The 18,658-nt window shown below is 70.1% G+C and carries 16 protein-coding genes; 10 read left to right on the top strand and 6 right to left on the bottom strand.

The window, feature by feature from the left end:
• The first annotated feature begins 5 nt into the window (after positions 1–5).
• The 5 genes from ACZ418_RS39690 (at position 6) to ACZ418_RS39670 (ending at position 8,662) form a co-directional block, all read left to right on the top strand.
• Complete coding sequence (locus tag ACZ418_RS39690; protein ID WP_468372883.1) at positions 6–776, top strand: ABC transporter permease; 771 nt, start codon at positions 6–8, stop codon at positions 774–776.
• Between the two features lie 130 nt (positions 777–906).
• Positions 907–2,211 carry an ABC transporter ATP-binding protein gene (locus ACZ418_RS39685; protein ID WP_468372880.1) on the top strand — a complete coding sequence of 435 codons (1,305 nt, stop codon included), beginning with the start codon at positions 907–909 and terminating at the stop codon, positions 2,209–2,211.
• A complete protein-coding gene (locus ACZ418_RS39680; RefSeq protein WP_468372878.1) occupies positions 2,208–3,095 on the top strand; it encodes an ABC transporter permease in 888 nt (295 codons plus the stop codon). The genes ACZ418_RS39685 and ACZ418_RS39680 overlap by 4 nt, the downstream gene beginning before the upstream one ends.
• Positions 3,096–3,706: 611 nt before the next feature.
• Positions 3,707–8,161 carry an RICIN domain-containing protein gene (locus ACZ418_RS39675; RefSeq protein WP_468372876.1) on the top strand — a complete coding sequence of 1,485 codons (4,455 nt, stop codon included), beginning with the start codon at positions 3,707–3,709 and terminating at the stop codon, positions 8,159–8,161.
• A gap of 108 nt (positions 8,162–8,269) precedes the next feature.
• A complete protein-coding gene (locus tag ACZ418_RS39670; protein ID WP_468372873.1) occupies positions 8,270–8,662 on the top strand; it encodes a hypothetical protein in 393 nt (130 codons plus the stop codon).
• A 66-nt stretch (positions 8,663–8,728) separates the two neighbouring features.
• Here the strand turns inward: ACZ418_RS39670 and ACZ418_RS39665 are convergent, their stop codons facing one another.
• The gene (locus ACZ418_RS39665) at positions 8,729–9,061 is read right to left on the bottom strand and encodes an ATP/GTP-binding protein (protein ID WP_468372870.1); all 333 of its coding nucleotides are present in this window, start codon (positions 9,059–9,061) and stop codon (positions 8,729–8,731) included.
• Between the two features lie 222 nt (positions 9,062–9,283).
• Between ACZ418_RS39665 and ACZ418_RS39660 the strand changes: the two genes are divergently transcribed.
• The gene (locus ACZ418_RS39660; RefSeq protein ID WP_468372867.1) at positions 9,284–10,312 is read left to right on the top strand and encodes an LLM class flavin-dependent oxidoreductase; all 1,029 of its coding nucleotides are present in this window, start codon (positions 9,284–9,286) and stop codon (positions 10,310–10,312) included.
• A 117-nt stretch (positions 10,313–10,429) separates the two neighbouring features.
• Here the strand turns inward: ACZ418_RS39660 and ACZ418_RS39655 are convergent, their stop codons facing one another.
• On the bottom strand, positions 10,430–10,822 hold the full coding sequence (locus ACZ418_RS39655; RefSeq protein WP_030656147.1) for an SCO5389 family protein: 393 nt from the start codon (positions 10,820–10,822) through the stop codon (positions 10,430–10,432).
• Positions 10,823–11,098: 276 nt separating this feature from the next.
• On the opposite strand from ACZ418_RS39655, the gene nucS reads away from it, so the two are divergent.
• A complete protein-coding gene (gene nucS / locus ACZ418_RS39650) occupies positions 11,099–11,770 on the top strand; it encodes an endonuclease NucS (RefSeq protein ID WP_468372864.1) in 672 nt (223 codons plus the stop codon).
• Between the two features lie 20 nt (positions 11,771–11,790).
• Here the strand turns inward: nucS and ACZ418_RS39645 are convergent, their stop codons facing one another.
• From ACZ418_RS39645 to ACZ418_RS39635, 3 genes are all read right to left on the bottom strand, one after another.
• Positions 11,791–14,205 carry an ATP-binding protein gene (locus ACZ418_RS39645; protein WP_468372979.1) on the bottom strand — a complete coding sequence of 805 codons (2,415 nt, stop codon included), beginning with the start codon at positions 14,203–14,205 and terminating at the stop codon, positions 11,791–11,793.
• A 290-nt stretch (positions 14,206–14,495) separates the two neighbouring features.
• Positions 14,496–14,819, bottom strand: coding sequence for an STAS domain-containing protein (locus tag ACZ418_RS39640; RefSeq protein ID WP_468372862.1), 324 nt, complete (start codon positions 14,817–14,819; stop codon positions 14,496–14,498).
• A gap of 163 nt (positions 14,820–14,982) precedes the next feature.
• Positions 14,983–15,831: a 3-hydroxyacyl-CoA dehydrogenase family protein gene (locus tag ACZ418_RS39635; protein WP_468372860.1), complete on the bottom strand. Its 849-nt coding sequence runs from the start codon at positions 15,829–15,831 to the stop codon at positions 14,983–14,985.
• A gap of 240 nt (positions 15,832–16,071) precedes the next feature.
• Here ACZ418_RS39635 and ACZ418_RS39630 point away from each other — a divergent pair, with 240 nt between their 5' ends.
• Positions 16,072–16,923, top strand: coding sequence for a helix-turn-helix domain-containing protein (locus tag ACZ418_RS39630; RefSeq protein WP_468372858.1), 852 nt, complete (start codon positions 16,072–16,074; stop codon positions 16,921–16,923).
• Entirely contained in the window at positions 16,896–17,102 is a 207-nt protein-coding gene (locus tag ACZ418_RS39625; RefSeq protein WP_468372855.1) for a DUF397 domain-containing protein, read from the top strand. The genes ACZ418_RS39630 and ACZ418_RS39625 overlap by 28 nt, the downstream gene beginning before the upstream one ends.
• A 21-nt stretch (positions 17,103–17,123) precedes the next feature.
• Here ACZ418_RS39625 and ACZ418_RS39620 read toward each other — a convergent pair whose 3' ends face one another.
• Positions 17,124–17,774 (bottom strand): TetR/AcrR family transcriptional regulator, encoded by a 651-nt coding sequence (locus tag ACZ418_RS39620; protein ID WP_468372852.1) that lies wholly within the window; start codon positions 17,772–17,774, stop codon positions 17,124–17,126.
• Positions 17,775–17,872: 98 nt separating this feature from the next.
• On the opposite strand from ACZ418_RS39620, the gene ACZ418_RS39615 reads away from it, so the two are divergent.
• Positions 17,873–18,658: an ABC transporter ATP-binding protein gene (locus tag ACZ418_RS39615; protein WP_468372849.1), complete on the top strand. Its 786-nt coding sequence runs from the start codon at positions 17,873–17,875 to the stop codon at positions 18,656–18,658.

Here is an 18,658-nt window from a genome sequence, read left to right as displayed (position 1 = left end):
CGTCCATGGCTGCGGTGCAGGTCCTCCGGTCCGAGTGGACCAAGATCCGGTCGGTGGCGTCCACGGTGTGGACGCTGTCGCTGGCCGTGGTGGTCACCATCGCCGTTGGGACGCTCATCTCCGCGCTCTCGCGGAGCCAGTTCGACTCGATGCCGGTGCAGGACCGGCTGTCGTTCGATCCGACCTACGTCAGCTTCGCGGGCATGACCCTGGGCCAGCTCGCCATGATCGTGTTCGGTGTGCTGGTCGTCTCCAACGAGTACAGCACCGGCATGATCCGGGTCTCGCTGGCCGCCGTACCGCAGCGCGCCACCTTCCTGTTCGGCAAGATCGCGGTGGCCGGCGCGCTCGCGCTGGTGGTCGGCATGGCCACGAGCTTCGCCGCGTTCTTCCTCGGCCAGGCGATGCTCGGCCCGCACGGGGCGCGGCTCGGCGACCCGGGCGTGCTGCGCGCGGTCGTCGGCGGCGGGCTCTACATGACGCTGATCGCGATGTTCTCCATGGGCGTGGCCGCGATGCTGCGCTCGCCGATGCTGTCGCTCGGCATCCTGATGCCGTTCTTCTTCCTGATCTCCACCATCCTCGGCACCGTCGACGCCACGAAGAAGGTCGGCCGGTTTCTGCCGGACCAGGCGGGCAGCCGGATCATGCAGGTGCTCCCGAGGGCCCACGACACGCCGTACGGGCCCTGGGGCGGGCTCGGGATCATGGTGCTGTGGGTGATCGCCGCGCTCGCCGGCGGGTATGTCCTCCTCAAGCGCAGGGACGCCCAGTAGCGGTTTCGGCCACGCAGCGTAGTGTTCTGGCTTTGCCGTCCCTTGGGCGGAACCGTCAGCGCCTCGATATCCTCCTAACCCTTACGGGGGCGGCTCCCCGCTGTCCTGAACCTTTCGATGGGTGCGGAGCATGATCGAGGCTGTCGGCCTGACCAAGCGCTACGGCGACAAGACCGCCGTGTACAACCTTTCCTTCCAGGTGCGGCCAGGTGCCGTCACCGGCTTCCTCGGGCCGAACGGCTCGGGCAAGTCGACGACGATGCGGATGATCCTCGGGCTGGACAACCCGACCTCCGGATCGGTGACCATCGGCGGCTACCCGTACCGCAAGCTGCCCAACGCCCCCCGCCAGGTCGGCGCGCTGCTCGACGCCAAGGCCGTGCACGGCGGCCGGACCGCCCGCAACCATCTGCTGTGCCTCGCCCAGCTGTCGGGCATTCCGGCCCGCCGTGTGGACGAGGTGCTCGGCGTGGTGGGCCTGCAGGACGTGGCGCGCAAGCGCTCCAAGGGCTTCTCGCTCGGCATGGGCCAGCGCCTCGGCATCGCCGCCGCGCTGCTCGGCGATCCGCAGGTGCTGCTGTTCGACGAGCCGGTCAACGGCCTCGACCCCGAGGGCATCCTCTGGGTCCGCAACCTCATGAAGGCCCTGGCCGCCGAGGGCCGTACGGTCTTCGTCTCCTCCCACCTGATGAGCGAGATGGCGCTGACCGCCGACCACCTCATCGTCATCGGGCGCGGCCAGCTGCTCGCCGACATGAGCGTGAAGGACTTCATCTCGGCCAACTCCGCCGACTTCGCCCGGGTGCGCACCCCGGACGCCGAGCCGCAGCTGCGCGAGAAGCTGAGCACCACGCTCACCGAGGCGGGCGGCCATGTGCTGCCGGAGCAGGACGGCGCGCTGCGGGTGACCGGGCTGCCGCTGCCCCGGATCAGCGACCTCGCGCACGAGGCGGGCGTCCGGCTGTGGGAGCTGTCGCCGCACCAGGCCTCGCTGGAGGAGGCGTACATGCGGATGACGCAGGGCGCGGTCGACTACCGCTCGACCATCGACCAGAAGGCGGGCCTGCAGCAGCCGCTGCCGCCGGGCGCCCAGCCGCCCATGCCGGTGCCCGGCCAGGGCCAGCCCGGCTGGTACGCCCCGCCGCCGCCCCAGCAGGGCGGACAGCCGTTCGCGATGCCCCAGGGGTCCGCAGGACCCTACGGCGGCCCGCAGGCGGCCGGTTACGGCACTCCCGCCGCCCAGGCCCCGGGCTCCGGCGCCAACCCGTACGCCCAGCAGGCCCCGCAGGCCCAGCCGCCCGCCCAGGCGCAGCCGGCCGCTCCGGCCCCGGCCGCCGCCCCCGCACCGCCCGCGCAGCAGCAGGCGCCCGCCGCCGCTCCCCCGGCCCCGGCCACCGCCCCCGCCGACCTGACCAAGCCCGAGGACGCCCGATGAGCACCCACCAGCCCCCCATGCCACAGGCCTCCGCAGCCGCGCCCCACTGGCAGGCGGCGCCCGGCGGGTCGTACCCCGCTTACACCTCGCCGATCCCGGTCGTGCGCACCCACCTCGGGCACGCGCTGTCCTCCGAGTGGACCAAGATCAAGTCGGTGCGGTCGACGATGTGGACGCTCGGCATCTTCGTGGTGCTCGTCCTCGCGATCGGCCTGCTGACCGGCTCGGTGGTCAAGTCCAACTCCAGCCCGGAGACCCTGTCGGACCAGAACCCGCTCCAGTTCGGCTTCTTCGGCCTGCTGCTGGGCAGCATGTGCATCATCACGCTCGGCGTGCTGACCACGGCCTCGGAGTACGGCACCGGCATGATCCGTACGACGATGGTCGCCTGCCCGAGCCGGGGCCGGGTGCTCGGGGCCAAGGCGGTCGTGTTCTTCGGCGTCGCCTTCGTCGTCACCCTGGCCGTGTCCGGCCTCATGGCCATGATCCACGCGTCCATGCTGAACGGCGTCGGCGGCGCCCGCACCCCCTCCACCGGCGACTGGCTGAAGGCAACCGTCGGCATCAGCCTCTACATCGCGCTGCTCGGGCTGTTCTCGCTGCTCATCGGCTCGATCATCCGGCACTCCGCGGGCGCCATCACCATCATGATCGGCGCGGTCCTGGCCCCGCTGGTGATCGCACTGTTCATGGCCTCGGAGTCGCTGTCCAAGGTGCGGCAGTGGCTGCTGGAGTACTCCATCCCGAGCCAGATGAGCTGCTTCTACGACAACTCCCTGAGCAGCTCCGGCCCCACGGGCTGGGACCCGCTGTGGATCATGCTGGGCCTCTCGGCGGCCGCGTTCGCCGGCGCGTACGCGCTGCTGGAGAAGCGGGACGTGTGAGCCTGGTCGCTTGATCGGATGAGGGCCTCCCCGGCGCTGTGGATCGCCAGATCCGCACGGCGCCGACGGGAGGCCCTCGTGTTTGACGGCCATCCCCCAGGGGCGAAAACCAGCCATTTCCGTGCGTCCGACAAACTCCATCACTCCAGCCCTACGCACAAGAAACACACAAACGGTCCACAAATGAGCGGGAGTTGTAACGACTCGGTCTGCCATCGGGCGGCGAGCGATTTCCGGCCAGCGCGCCTCTACCCACTTGGGGTGCTCTGTACCGCTGCATAACCGAATGCATAAGGTGGCGACGCGCATGACGGGTACCTGACCAGTCCCGTCTCTCGCGCACATCACTCTGCGACCGGGGGAACACCGTCGCTCACGGGGAGGGGTTGCATCGCCATGCCGTCGTACCGGCCGTCTCCAGGCGTCACACCGTCGGGGGTTGTGCGCTCCTGAGCGCCCCTCAGGACGACCGCACCCATGTGCTCCGCGTTCTCCGGCCTTCCGCCCGGCCGCCCCCTGAACGAGAAAGAGACGCTCTCTTGCGCTCCAAGCCTTGGTTCCGTCTGCCCACATCCCGAAGACCGGCGAGACCGACCTCCGTCGTCACCTCCGTGGCCGCGCTCGCCGTGCTGGCCGGACTCGCGGTCCAGCCGGGTTCGTCCCCGCTGCACGCCGATCCGGCGAGTGACTCCTATCCCTGGTACCAGGACACCGCCGCCGAGCAGTTGCGGCAGGACCAGTGCCTGATGACCGACGTACTGCGGCTCGGCGGACCGTCGATGGCCGCGACCGCGCAGGACGGCCTGAACCAGAGCGCCGACAAACTCCATGTGCTGGCCAACCGGGACCACTGGGACCAGACACCGCTGGCCGTCGCGTACCAGAGGGACCGGGATGCGGCGGACAAGCAGGAGAAGGATCTCGCTGCTCAGCGGGACGCTTGGAAGAAGCCCCTCGACGGCCTGTCGACGCCCGGCGGGTTCACCGACACCGGGTTCCACTGGCCGCCGGACGGCGAGCAGAGCTTCTACAACCAGACCGGTCTGAGCAAGTGGGTCGCCGACCGGTTCTGGCAGAAGGACGACGACTTCTACCAGGACGACACTCCGAAGGCCGACGACAAGACCCTCAAGGCCGTCGACGACATCGGCAACCCCCTCTACGGCAAGGACCCCGACCCGTCCGGCACCACTCAGCAGGAGTGGAACCGGGCGCTGGCGGAGCACAACGCGTTCCAGTGGATGCACGGCGGCCCGGCCACGAACGCGGGCGCCGACGACGCGCGCATCTTCCTTTCCTCCGGCGGCTTCCCGCGTACGGCCCCGCAGCCGGGAACGCCGGAGTACCGCATCGCGGTGGAGGACGTGAAGTCCCGGTTCGCTGCATGCGGTTGGCGCGACCCCCTCGACCCGGACAATGTGCTGGGCGATGTCACCGCCACCGCGGCCGGCGAGTGGCAGCAGGAGGTCTCCTCCCAGGCCACGCAGCGCAACCAGATCATCGACGCGAACAAGACCGCCGTCGACGCACTCGCCAAGGGCGCCAAGGCGCTCAGCGACATGCTGGGGCACTCCTGGGTCGCCGACCACCTCACCCAGTGGCAGGACTACTGGTCCCCCGGCGGCATCGGCTGGATCGGCGACTCCTCCCTGGTCATGCGGGTCGAGGCGGCCAAGGGCAAGTGCCTCGATGTCCAGGGCGGCAAAACGGACAACGGCACCCCGGTACAGATCTACACCTGCAACAACAGCGCCGCCCAGGAGTGGAAGTTCTGGGGTGCCTACGACGGCGGTTACGCCCTGTACAACACCAACGCGCGCAAGTGCCTTGATGTGAAGAGCGGCGACGATGCCAACGGCACGAAGATCCAGCTGTGGTCGTGCAACGGCTCCCCGGCGCAGCAGTGGGACTTCGATGTCCGTGCCGCCGGTGAGCTGCGTAATGCCGCCACCGACAAGTGCCTGGACCTGCACACCTTCGACAACGGCAATGACGCCCAGCTGTACACGTGCAACGGCACCGACGCGCAGAAGATCCGCATAGTCCCCCAGGGACATGACGGCACCGAGAAGCTGGACTACCCGGACAAGGCCCAGTTCACGAAGGCCAAGTCCGGCGTCACCGCGGCCCAGGCGGGCGCGAAGAAGCAGCTGGACGTTCTCAAGGCCCAGCTCGCCGCCGCGCAGAAGGCCGGAACCAGCTCGGACACCGCCCTTCAGGCCGCGTACGGCATCGCGGACACCAACGGCGCGCCGCGGGGCCGTGGACTGCTGGTCGGTCAGCAGAAGGCACAGGTCACCCGAGGTGCGGTGGCCGCACTCGCGGCGATGGAGAAGGCCGGTGAGACCGCCGAGGCCGCCACCCGTGCCTCGGCCGGTGACAGTGCCACCATCGCCCAGCGCGCGCTCGCGCAGGCCGCGCAGGCCAAGGCGGAGTTCCGCAAGGAGGCCGCCAAGGCCGCAGAGGAGCAGGCCAAGGCCGCCGCCGACGCCGCGAAGGTGCACCGCGACAACGCCAAGAAGGACAAGGAGACGGCGGAGGCCAAGCTCGCCGACGCCCTGAAGGCCGAGGGCGATGCGAAGGCGGCCGCGGCCGACGCCCACGCCAAGCGCCTCGCCGCGGAGGCCGAGGAGAAGACGGCCAAGGCGGAGAAGGAGACGGCCGCCGCCAAACAGGCCGAAGCCGCGCAGGACAGGCAGAACGCCGAGGACCAGGCCGACGAGGCCAAGGACGCCAAGGACAAGGCCGACGCCGCCGAGAAGACGGCCGAGGACAAGCGGGACGCGGCCGTCAAGGCCAGCGACCACGCCAAGGCCATGCGGGACGACGCCTGGGACGCCGAGCAGAAGGCGGACGCGGCCCGCGCCAAGGCAGACGCCAAGGACGCCTACGCCGACTCCCTCGACTCCGGGGACGCGGCGACCGCCGCCCGCTCCGCCGCCGACGACGCGGACAAGGCCGCCGACGACGCCGAGACCGCGGCGAAGAACGCCCGCGCCGCCGCGGATGCCGCCACCCAGGCCGCAGCCGACGCCGACGCCGCCGCCACCCGCGCCGAAGCAGCCGCCAAACGTGCCCGCTCCGACGCGGACGCCGCGCAGGCGGACAAGCTGAAGGCGGACGCGGCGGTCAAGACCGCCACCAGCGCCGCCGCCGACGCCATCAAGGCCTCCCAGGACGCCGCCGACCAGGCCAGGGCTGCGGTCAAGCTCGCCGACGAGGCCGAAGCGCACGCCAAGGACGCCAAGTCACAGGCTGATCAGGCGAACGCGGAGGCGGGCAACGCGCTCGCGGCTTCGGCGAAGGCCGCCGGCTACGCGCATGTCACCGCTCAAGCCGCCGTCGACGCCGGCAAGGCGGCCAAGCAGGTCGCCGACCCGGCCAACGACGCCATCCAGCTCGGCTCGGCCTACGCCGACACCGACTCCGCCGCCGGCCTCGTCGTCCTGACCGGACAGGCCTCCAAGTCCATCGCCGACCAGCAGCAGGCCGTCGCCGACGCCCACGCCAAGAACGCCCAGGCCGAGGCCGACGCCGCCAAGAACCTCGCCGACCAGGCCAAGGGAGACGCCAAGGAGGCCTACCAGCACGCCGCCAACGCCGCCCAGTACGCGGCGGATGCCCGCACCTACTCCAAGCAGGCCCTCGGCTACGCCGCCGACGCCGCCAAGGCCGCAGCAGCCGCCTCAGCGTCTCTGGCCCGCACCATCGACTACGACAAACAGGCCGCCGACGACGCCGCAGCCGCCGACAAGGCTGCCGACACCGCCGACGGCTACGCCAAGGACGCCCGCAGCTCGGCGGATGCGGCGGAACTCGACGCCGACGCCGCCCGCTCCGCAGCAGCCCAGGCCGAACAAGACGCCAAGGACGCCCGCGCCGCAGCCGACCGCGCCGACACCGCCGCGACCGAGGCCGAACAAGCTGCCAAGGACGCCGACAAGTACGCCAAGGAAGCCCAGGACGCCGCTGACCGGGCCGAAAAAGCGGAGGCCGACAAACAGGTCACCACCGGCGCGGGGACCGGCATCGGCGGCGTGTTCTACGTCATCGACGACAAGCAGACGGAAATCACCGGTGGCACACAGATAGGTGAGTGCCCCTCGAAAGCACCGCTTGTCGGCTGTGACGCGAAGTACAAGATCACAGGAACGGTCGAGGTCGACTTCTACCTCTGCACCGACGACAACGCCCTCGCCACCCCCGAAGGCTGCCCGAAGAACGCGTGGAAGTGGCTCGACCACAAGAACATCCCGTTCAAGGACGTCGACTGGTCGCACCATTTCTCCGGCCCCCAGATCATCGAGATCGGCTGGCAGAACCTGTTCGGCGACACCCTCGGCTCGATCCTGTACCAGATCATCCTTGGCGACGCCGTCAGGTGCTTCCACGGCTCCGAGACCGCCTGCGCCTGGGCGGCTGCCGTGTTCATCCCGGTCGACAAGCCCCTGGCCGCGCTCGCCGACGCTCTCCGGGCCCTGGACGCGTCCGTCAAGACCGGCATCGGCTTCAACGACGCCTGGAAGGCACTGCGTGCCCTCGAGGTGTCCGACGAAGTCATCGCCGGCATCGGTGTCAAAGCCGCTGAGGATCTCAGCAAGGCATGCAAGGTAACCCGAACCGCTTCCTTCACCGTCCGCGTCATAGGTCCGGCGTGCCCCTCCTGGTGGGAACTAGGAGGGCCGGGGAGTTGGGAATGGGTCCATGAGGGAGGCAAGAGCGCAAGGACAGTTGCCTACGAGGAACAGATCAGCGGAGGAGTTTCTGACGACTTCGGTTATGTGGTACACAACACGCCGAATCCCAAGGGCGAGCTCAAGTTCGACGGCTACAGGAACGGTGTCCTTCTGGAAGCCAAGGCCTACTACTCGCACATTCTGCAGTTCAGGCCCAAGCTCGTCGAGGAAGAGTTCGTCCCCCAGGCCGAAGCTCAGGTGGCGGCAGCACCCAACACGCCCATCGAGTGGCATATCGGTGAGGAAGACGTATTTCTAAAGGTGAAGGAGGTGTTTTCCAAGAACAGTAGACTCTCCCGGATCAAGGTCGTCTACACCCCGCCCGTGTAGCCATGCCATACGCCGCCGGTGTCCTCGGGCGAGGGCACCGGCGGTGCCCGGTCTTCGCAAGCAGCATCTCGTCCACCTGCCTGCCTTCCCAGCTTTATGGAGATTCCTGTGAGTTACGACATTTTTGTGCACCGATTCTCAGACGGTGAAATGGCGCCGCTCAACAAGAGCACCGTGTACCAGGTCCTCGGGCCGTACATCCACTCGCAGAATCCTGAAGGCACCTTCCTCCAGATCAGGACGGAAGACGGGGGTAGGGCAGATGTGTACCTCAACACCGACACAAGTGTCATGATCAACCACTTCGGCGGGGACACGGCCATGGACCTGATCGCCGAGCTTGTGCGACGACTGGAAGCCGTCCTCCTTCTCCCCGAAGGGACAGTGGTCCTGAACCGTCCTGAGGACCGTGAGTGTCTGCCGCGAACTCTCCGGGACGAGTGGTCGATCACCGTCGCATCCACCGGTGCGGAGATTGCACGAGCCATCCAGGAATCTTGAGCACCGGCATTTTCTCCTGACCCACACGATCCTCACCTGCGCCGATGCCGGATCGCCAAGGTCCGGCTAGAACCTAGGCGCGTTACGGGACCGCGGCACCCTTGTGGTGCGGCGGTCCTTTGCGTTCCAGCAGGCCTTGTGCCAGTGGCGGCGGTCGTCCACGCCCGCGTGCTCCGGCCAGGCCACCACGTGCGGGACGCCGGAGGGGATCAGCTGGTCGCAGCCGGGGCAGCGGTAGGTCTTGCCCTCCGCGCTCGCCCCGGCGACATGACGCACGCTCCAGTCCTCGCCCTGCCAGCTCTCGGTCGACTGCCAGCCGCCGTACCGGCCGGCGCGTTCGTCCTCGGCGCTCCGGTCCGACGATCCGGCTGCCTTCGGTCGGTTGCGACGCGGGGACACGGGACACCTCTCGGGGCTGTACAGGAAGCACGGGCTGCATCCAGCCTACGCGCCGCCGTACGGGGTACGCGTACCGAACCAACCCACACAAGTCACCCTCCAGGACGGCCCATTCTGCAGACAATCCGCAAATCTCTCCGCCAGGCCGTGTCCTGCGCACGTGTCGGACGGTTATGCCCTGTGGGGGAGCTCCGGGTCGGAGCCAAGGAAGCAGGAAATGAGATGTACGTAGGAAGTTTTGTGCTGGGCGCCCAGTTCCCGGGCCAGGGTCCCGGGGAGGCCCTGCACCGGGCGGTCCGCTCCGCGGAGGTCGCCGAGGAGGCCGGTCTTGACGCCGTGTGGCTGGCCGAGCACCACTTCGTGCCGTACGGCACATGCCCGTCCGCCGTCACCCTGGCCGCCCTGCTGCTCGGTCGCACCCGCCGCATCCGGGTCGGTACGGCGGTCAGCGTACTGCCCACCGCCCACCCGGTCGCCCTCGGCGAACAGGCCGCGCTGCTGCACCTGACGAGCGGCGGACGGTTCACGCTCGGCGTGGGCCGGGGCGGGCCCTGGGTGGACCTGGAGGTTTTCGGCGCGGGCCTGGAGGCGTACGAACACGGATTCCCCGAGTCACTCGATCTGCTGCTGCGCTGGCTGCGCGAGCCCCGGGTGTCGGCCTCCGGCGAAAGGTTCAGCTTCCGCGAGGTGCCGGTCGTACCCCGCCCGTCGGAGGCACTGACGGAGACCCCGGGCCCGGAGGTCGTCGTCGCGTGCACCTCACCGGCGAGCGTACGGCTGGCCGCCGAGCGCGGGCTGCCGATGCTGCTCGGCATGCACGTCGGGGACGAGGAAAAGGCCGAGATGGTGGCCCTGTGGCGGCGCTGCGCCCGGGTGGCGGGCCGGCCGGCCGAGGAGATCGCGGGCGCCGCGCATGTCTCGGCCGGGGTGTGCCAGCTCGCCGACCGGCGCACGGACGCGGCGGAGACGCTCATGAAGGCCATGCCGTGCTGGCTGAAGCAGGGCCTGGAGGCGCATGTGACGGTGGACGGCCGGGCGCGCACCATGCGCGATCCGTACGCCTACACCGAACTGCTCTGCGGACTGCACCCGGTCGGCACTCCGCGGCTGGCCGCCGACCGGCTCGCGGCCACCTCGGAGCGCACCGGCATCTCCCGCTTCGCCCTCCTCGTGGAGGGCTCGGGCGATCTCGCCGCGACGGAGGAGAACCTGCGGCGGCTGGGCGCCGAGGTGCTGCCCCAGCTGCGCTGAGCCGTCCGGCAACTCCCCGGCCGCCTTGGGGGCTTGCCGCCCCAGCACTGAATGCACCTCCCGCGGGTGGAGCGGCAAGCAAGCGGTTCACAGCGTCGCCGTACCGGGACCGCCCCGTCAGCAGTCCCGAAGCTCCGGTGACTGGTTCAGCAACTGGCTGCGTACCGAGGTGAAGCGGGCCAACGTCTCGTCGACCGAGGCGTCCAGGGGGAACACCGCCACCCGGTGGCAGTTCTGGAAGGCCAGCCGCACACCGAAGTGCCGCTGCAGGGCGCCGCGGATGGCGTCACTCGCGAGCGCACGCAGCAGCTGACCGCGTGCCTGCTCGTCCGGCGGGGGCGTCTGGTTGTCGGCGAACGGTCCGCCGTCGACCTTCAGCTGGGCCACCAGGGAGCTGATCATCTCCCATGCGTAGGGCAGGGAGGTCCGGACGCAGTCGACGAATGCTGCTTCGTCGACCTCGCCTCGCTCGGCCTGTTCGAGTAGGGCCGGTGAGACGTCGAGCGACATGGGTTCTCCTCTCGCACCCCCGCGGAGCAGGGGTTGCCGGACAGGTCAGGGAGTTCGCGATTTCGAACACGCTCAGTACATAGACGGCGACCTCCCGTTTACTACGGTAGGCAACGGTCGGTGACCACACCAGCAGAATGCGTATATGGAACGGTCCCGTTACGGGCACAATCGGCCAGGGATGAACAAGAGTTTCCAGGGATAATTGGGACGATCGATCGGGAGCGGGACGGGCGAATCGCGCGCACCTCGGGGCGTCGAGTAGCGTTGCCGACCATGCGTCTCGTCATTGCCCGATGCTCGGTCGACTACGCCGGCCGGCTCACCGCCCACCTGCCCTCGGCGCCCCGCCTGATCCTGGTCAAGGCGGACGGCAGCGTCTCCATCCACGCCGACGACCGGGCCTATAAGCCCCTCAACTGGATGTCGCCGCCCTGCACGCTCAAGGAGGGCACGGGCGAGGAAGAGGGCGTCTGGACGGTCGTCAACAAAGCGGGCGAGAAACTGATCATCACGATGGAGGAGATCCTCCACGACTCCTCGCACGAACTGGGCGTGGACCCGGGTCTGATCAAGGACGGCGTGGAAGCGCACCTCCAGGAACTGCTCGCCGACCGCATCGAGACGCTCGGCGAGGGATACACCCTCATCCGCCGCGAGTACATGACGGCCATCGGCCCGGTGGACATCCTGTGCCGGGACGCGGACGGCCGGACGGTCGCGGTGGAGATCAAGCGGCGGGGCGAGATCGACGGCGTCGAACAACTCACCCGCTACCTGGACCTGTTGAACCGCGACCCGCATCTCGCCCCGGTCCGCGGCATCTTCGCCGCCCAGGAGATCAAGCCCCAGGCCCGCGTCCTCGCCACCGACCGCGGCATCAACTGCCAGATCCTCGACTACGACGCCCTGCGGGGCATCGAGGACGACAAGCTCCGCCTGTTCTGAGGCTCACCTTCTCCGCTTGGTCAGATCACCGAGCCTGACGACTGCGACGCGGTCCCCGAGTTCGTTGCGCTCCCCGAACTCTGAGGTGTCGTAGGGCCGCTCGCCGTGTCCGTCGTGGACGGGCTCGAGGCCGACGGGGACGGGGTCGGCGTCGCGGACTTGCTGGGCGACGTCGAGGGCGGGGCCGAGGGGGTCGGCGAGGCCGTCTTCGTCGGTGTCGGCGTACCCGGCTTGGTCGTGGACTTGGACGGCGTCGGTGTCGTACCTCCCCCGCCCGTGCCCCGGGTGTGGCTCGGGGCCGACGAAGGCGATGCGGCCGGCTGGGACGGCGTTGGAGCGTCCGTCGTGCCGCCGGCACCCGGACCCGTGGGACGGGCCGGGGCCGAACCGCCCGCCGACGGAGTCTGGTTCGGGTCGGCGCCCAGGGTGCCGTCGTCCGTGCCCTGGCTCGCCGAGGGGTTGACGTCGACCTTGCCGGCCGGGTTCTTGTCGGCGTTCTCGTTGGACGTCATGCCCAGCGTGACGACCGTACCCAGCACGGCGGCGAGCAGCGCCCCGGAGCCGACCGCGACGAGGTTGCGGCGGGCCAGCCGCCGCAAGCCCCCGCCCCGCGCCGTGGAGGCCGGGAACCGCGTCGTGACCAGAGGGTCGCCGAGGGGCACATACGGCGGCGGGGCCGACTCCTCGTGCCGTACCTCCGGCAGCTCCTCCCCCGCCGTCGCGGCGATCCCGGGTACGTCACCGGAGCGGTCGGCGACCAGTGCGAGCGCCCGGCGCCCGGCGGTCGTGCCGCGCTTGTCGGCGAGCGCCCCGCGCAGCCCGATGGACGCCTCCAACTCGGCGCGGGCCCGGTCGAGCTGACCGCCGCAGAGCGCGAGGACCCCCAACTCATGGTGGAAATAGGCCTGTTCGGCTACCTCGCCGGCCAGCCGGGAGGCCTCCGCGCCGGACCGCAGGGCCCGTTCCCAGGCGGTCCAGTGCAGCCCGGCGGCGAACGCGGGCGCGGCCGTACGGGCGAGCCGTACCGCGCAGCTCTCCTCGCCCTCGGCCGACGGTGCCGGGTGCGGGACGATCACGGCGAGCGCGGCCAGCACCGCGTCCGCCTCGGCGCACACCCGCTCGGGGGTGACCGACGGATGCCCGGCCCACCAGGTGTAGTGCTCGGCGGCGGCCAGCGCCTGGGCCTGGGCGTCGTCGGCGTACCCGGCGGCCTCCAGCTGGGTCAGCACACCGGCCGCGAGCCGGTAGCGGGCGCCGACCGGCGAGACGAGTCCGCAAGCGGCCAGCTCGCCGAGGGCGGCGTCGGCGTGGGTGTCGCCGATCAGCGCCGGCAGATGCGCCTGGTGCGGCACCTCGCCGCCGAGGGCGACCGCGAAGCGCAGGGTGGCGCGGGCGGAGGCGCTGAGCCGGGAGGCGAGCAGCGGGGCGGGCGCGGCGGCCTCGCCGAGAGACGGCAAGGGGACCTCGTCCGCCGGCTCCAGGGTCAGCTCGGCCGCATCGCGTACGTCCTCGAAGACGCCGTACTCGTCCACGGCTCCCGCGCTGGCCCGCAGTTCGTCGCGCTGCCGGAGCAGGGCCCCGGCCTGGACGAACCGCAGCGGCAGCCCCTCGGACTCGAACCACAGGTCGCCGGCCCAGTTGGACTCCTCCTCGGTGAGGACGCGGCCGACGGTCCGCTCCAGGATCTCCACGCCGGCGGCGCGGTCGAGGCCGCTGAGGAAGACCTCCTCGACCTCGGACCCGTCGGAGGGCGCGGGCACGTCGGGGGTGGCGCCGATCAGGAACGCGCACTCGGGGGTGGCGTCGAGGAGCTCGTCGAGCGCGGCGCCGCCGAACTCGATGTCGTCCAGGACGACGACCGCGCCGATCTCGCGGACCAGTGCGCGCAGTTCGTCCGGATCGACGCGGTGGCGCGGGGCGTCGTAGACCGCGTGGAAGAGGTCGTGCAGCAGGTCCGTGGTGGTGCGGTGGAAACCGGTGAGCCGGACCACGCCGTCGGGGGCGAGGTCCAGGCAGTCCTCGGCGACCAGGTCCAGCAGGGCGGTACGGCCCGAGCCGCCGGGCCCGGTGAGCCGAACCGAACGGCCCCGGGCCAGCAGCCGGACCAGGCGCTCGCGCTCGTCCTGGCGTTCCAGCAGGGAGAGCGCCGGCTGGGCGGGGCCGGGCGGCACCGGCGGCCGGGCGGCCCGCTCGGCCTCGGCGCGCTCGGCGGCGGTGCGCTTGCGGGGCCGCTCCGGCCGCCGGTCCGGCGGGCAGGGCTCTATCTCGCTGCCGTCGACGGGGTTCACGGTCAGCAGCAGGTCGCCGGCCACGACGTGCGCCGTACGGGCGAGCGCGGGCGTGCTCTGACCGAAGTCGGAGGTGAGGGATTCCCGGGGCGGGCGGCGGCTCGCCGCCTGACCGTGCTCCTCGGGTCCCCGGTCGATCGGGTCCATGGGTTCCATGGGTTCAAACCCCCCAAAGCGTCGTGTGCCCGGATTCCGGCCCCTCCCGGCCTTGTCGCACACCGCGCTGTCGCTTCTGGTCCGGGCCCGCTCGGTCGAGGGTTGCGAGGCGGCGGGCGACCGAACCCTAAACCTTCGCTCAGTATCTCCGACAGGGCGGGGTGCCGTGCGGTCCGAGACATCACAGTCCGGTGAGGATTGCGCCCGTCGTGCGCTTCGACGGCTGTGCCCGGGTCTCAGCGGCCGCAGCGGTCTCCGTCCGGCTCAGACTCGTACGCGTCTCACACCCGGGGCAGCGACTCGACCCCGATGCCGCCCTCGATGGCGAGGATGCGGTGCAGCCGGGTGGCCACCAGCAGGCGCTGCATCTGCGGCGGGACACCGCGCAGCACCAGACGGCGCCCGCAGCGGCCGGCCCGCCGATGGGCACCCATGATCACCCCGAGTCCGGTGGCGTCCCAGGAGTCCAGTTCGGACAGGTCGAGCACCAGGTCGCCGACTCCGGCGTCGACTGCCGAGTGCAGGGCCGTACGGGCGTCCGCCGCGCTGCGGACGTCGAGGCGGCCCCCGACGACCAGCTCGGCGTGGTCGCCCCTGATGTGCATATGCGCTCCCCGTTGAGTGCGGTTGGCGTACTCCGTGACGTTGCAACGTCTGACTGTGCGAGTGGTGGCTCGGTTGCTGTTTGTAAGCGAACCGATACCGAATTCACCCCTGGGAGTGATACTCCCCGGGGTGATGTCCGGCGGATGTCCGTACGGAAGGTGCTCAGTACTTGTAGAAGCCCTGCCCGCTCTTGCGGCCGATGTCACCGGCGTCCACCATCCGGCGCATCAGCTCCGGCGGGGCGAACTTCTCGTCCTGGGACTCGGTGTAGATGTTGCTGGTGGCGTGCAGCAGGATGTCCACGCCGGTGAGGTCGGCGGTGGCCAGCGGGCCCATGGCGTGGCCGAAGCCCAGCTTGCAGGCGAGGTCGATGTCCTCGGCGGTCGCGACGCCGGACTCGTAGAGCTTGGTCGCCTCCACCACGAGGGCGGAGATGAGCCGGGTGGTCACGAAGCCGGCCACATCCCGGTTGACGACGATGCAGGTCTTGCCGACGGACTCGGCGAACTCCCGTGCGGTGGCGAGGGTTTCGTCGCTGGTCTTGTAGCCGCGGACCAGCTCGACGAGCTGCATCATCGGCACCGGCGAGAAGAAGTGGACGCCGACGACCCGCTCGGGGTGCTCGGTGGCCGCCGCGATCTTGGTGATCGGGATGGCGGAGGTGTTGGAGGCGAGCACGGTGTCCTCGCGCACGAGCTTGTCGAGCGTGCGGAAGATCTCGTGCTTGACCTCCAGCTTCTCGAAGACGGCCTCGACCACGATGTCGGCGTCGGCGGCGGCGTCCAGGTCGGTGGTCGGGGTGATGCGGGCCAGGGCTGCTTCGGCGGCGGCCGCCTCCATCTTCCCCTTGCTCACGAACTTGTCGTACGAGGCCTTGATGCCGTCGGTGCCACGCTTCAGTGCCTCGTCGGTGACGTCCCGCAGGACGACGTCCCAGCCCGCCTGCGCGGCGACCTGAGCGATCCCGGACCCCATGAGACCGGCCCCGATGACGGCGAGCTTCCGTGCCACTCCGACTCCCTTGAACGCGCTCCAAGTCTGCTTCTCCGGCGGACCATAGCGCTCCGGCGGCGCTGTGTGAGCGGTTAGTAACGCGTGTCACGGTCTCAGAGGCTGAGACGCCCGTCACGGGCCACCAATTCCTGGCGGGTTCGTGCCGGTTGGCGGCATCTTCTCCCGGAAACGGCACGGCGATCACGCCCATGTCGCTACGCTCCGTGTTCCGACCGCTACACATGAAGGGGGTGCGCCATGCCGGCGCGGAAGGTGGTCACGGGACGCAGCCAGGAGCCCCGTCGGCGCTATGCGGAGGAACTCCATCGCCTCCGCACCTCCAGGGGCTTGAGCCTGCGCGGACTGGCCAACGCGGTCGGCTGGGACCCGTCGCTCTTCAAGAAGCTGGAGAGCGGGGAGACGCTGGGCAGTCCGGAGGTCGCCGAGGCGCTGGACGAGTTCTACGGCACGCCTGGACTGCTGCTGGCGATGTGGGAGATGGCCGTGGGGGATCCGACACAGTTCAAGGAGCAGTACCGGCGGTACATGGTTCTGGAGTCGGAGGCGGTGAGTCTGTGGCACTTCGGAGTGAGCATCCTGCCCGGTCTGTTCCAGACGGATTCCTACGCGCGCGAGGTGCTAGCGCTCGGCGGCTACAAGGGCAAGGAACTGGACCAGCAGGTCGCTGCGCGCACCGGACGGCGGTTGCTCCTGGAGGGAGAGGACGCCCCGCCGTTCCGCGCCCTCATCGCCGAGCCGGTGCTGCGCACACCGCTGCGCGACGCGGGGGCGTGGCGGGAGCAGTTGGACTACCTCCTGGAGGCGTCGGAACGCCCGGGAATCGCCCTTCAGGTACTACCGGACAGTGCCGGTCTGCACGGCTTGGTGAGCACTGCCGTCATGTTCCTGCGGCTGACGAACGGCACTACGGTGGCGTACACCGAGAACGCATACCGTGGTGAACTGATCGAAGAAAACGCCGCAGTTGAGTGCCTGCAACGTGCGTACGATGCGATGCGCGACCAGGCGCTGAACCCGGCCGAGTCGCGGAAATTCATCCTGCGGATGTTGGAGGAAGTGCCGTGCGAGCCATCGACCCGAGCGGAGTGACCTGGCGCAAGAGCACCTACAGCAACCCCGACGGGGGTGAGTGCCTCGAAGTCTGCGACACCTTCCCCTCCGCCGTCCCCGTCCGTGACAGCAAGACCCCCGATGCCCCCGCCCTCGTCTTCGCGACCGGCTCCTGGTCGCGGTTCGTCGGCGCCGTCAGGGACGGATCGTTCCACTAGCGGCGTTACCGCAGACCAACTTCAAGGCGTCCGGCCTGCCGTGCGCACGGCATAGTCGAGGACCCGTTCGCTCAGCAGGTCCTCGATGTCGTCCAGCAGCACCAGCACCTCTCGTGAGACCTCGCGCGGATCGCGGCCCTTGACCATCTCGCGGCCGATGACCGCGATGACCGTGCTGTGGATCCAGCCGATCTGACCGGCCATCAGGTGCGGGAGTTCGTCGTCGGCGGGTGCGCCGGTCTCCTCGCGGAGGACCTCTTCCAGGTTGGCCTGGACCTCCTGGGCGAGGGCCCAGAGGCGGGAGCGCAGGGCGGGGGCCTCCTCGATGACCTTCATGAAGGCGGCGTAGCCGGGGAGCAGGCCGACCCGGGGGGAGACGGCCTCGACCTCCTCGCGCAGTTCGCGCAGGACGGCGGCGGCGGCCGACTCACCCTCGGGACGGCCGCGGACCCAGCGGGCGAGGCGGTCGATCATGCCGGCGGAGCGGTCGAAGAAGAGGTCCTCCTTGGCGGGGAAGTAGTTGTAGACGGTGTTGACGGAGACGTTCGCCGCCTCGGCGATCTCCGCGACCGTGACCGCGTCGAAGCCGCGCTCGACGAACAGACCTGTGGCGACATCCGAGATGTACTGCCTGGTCTGCCGCTTCTTCCGCTCCCTCAGCCCCTCTGCCATGCCCACATCCTAACTTCGCTGGGCCCCATGAAAACTTGGGCCCATGCAGAAACTTGGTGTCATTGCAAATTTTCAGGCACTCTGTTTTTCTGGTGCGCATGGCAGCAGTCATCAGCGCGGCGGGACTCGCCCGCACCTTCCAGACCAAGGCCGGCCCCGTGGAGGCCGTGCGCGGCATCGATCTCGCCGTCCGCGAGGGCGAGATCCTCGGTTTCCTCGGGCCCAACGGCGCCGGCAAGACGACCACCCTGCGGATGCTCACCACCCTGCTGAAGCCGACCGGCGGGGCCGCCACCGTCGCCGGGCACGATCTGGCGACGGACCCGGCCGGGGTGCGCGCGGCGAGCGGGTACGTCGCCCAGTCCGGCGGGGTCGACCCGCAGATCACCGTGCGGGAGGAGCTGGTCACCCAGGGGCGGATGTACCGCCTGACGAAGACCGAGGCGGTCGAGCGGGCCGAGGAGCTGGTCCGCGAGCTCGGCCTCTCCGGCCTCCTCGACCGGAAGACCGGCGCGCTCTCCGGCGGGCAGCGGCGCCGCCTGGACATCGCGATGGCGCTCACCCACCGCCCGAAGGTGCTGTTCCTGGACGAGCCGACGACCGGCCTCGACCCGGGCAGCCGCGCCGACCTGTGGGACCTGGTCCGCCGGCTGCGCGACGAGCACGGCACGACCGTCTTCCTGACCACCCATTACCTGGACGAGGCCGACGCCCTCGCCGACCGTCTGGTGATCGTCGACCGGGGCACGGTCGCCGCCGAGGGCACGCCGGGCACGCTCAAGCTCCGGTACGGCGGCTCGATCGACGCCACCCTCCAGGACACCTTCCTCGCCATCACCGGCCGCGGCCCCGCCCCGGCCGACGCCGCCCCCGTCGCCGTATAG

Source organism: Streptomyces sp. NPDC030820 (assembly GCF_055572075.1).
Note: the sequence above shows the minus strand (reverse complement) of the source record. Positions and strands in the feature narration are given on the sequence as shown.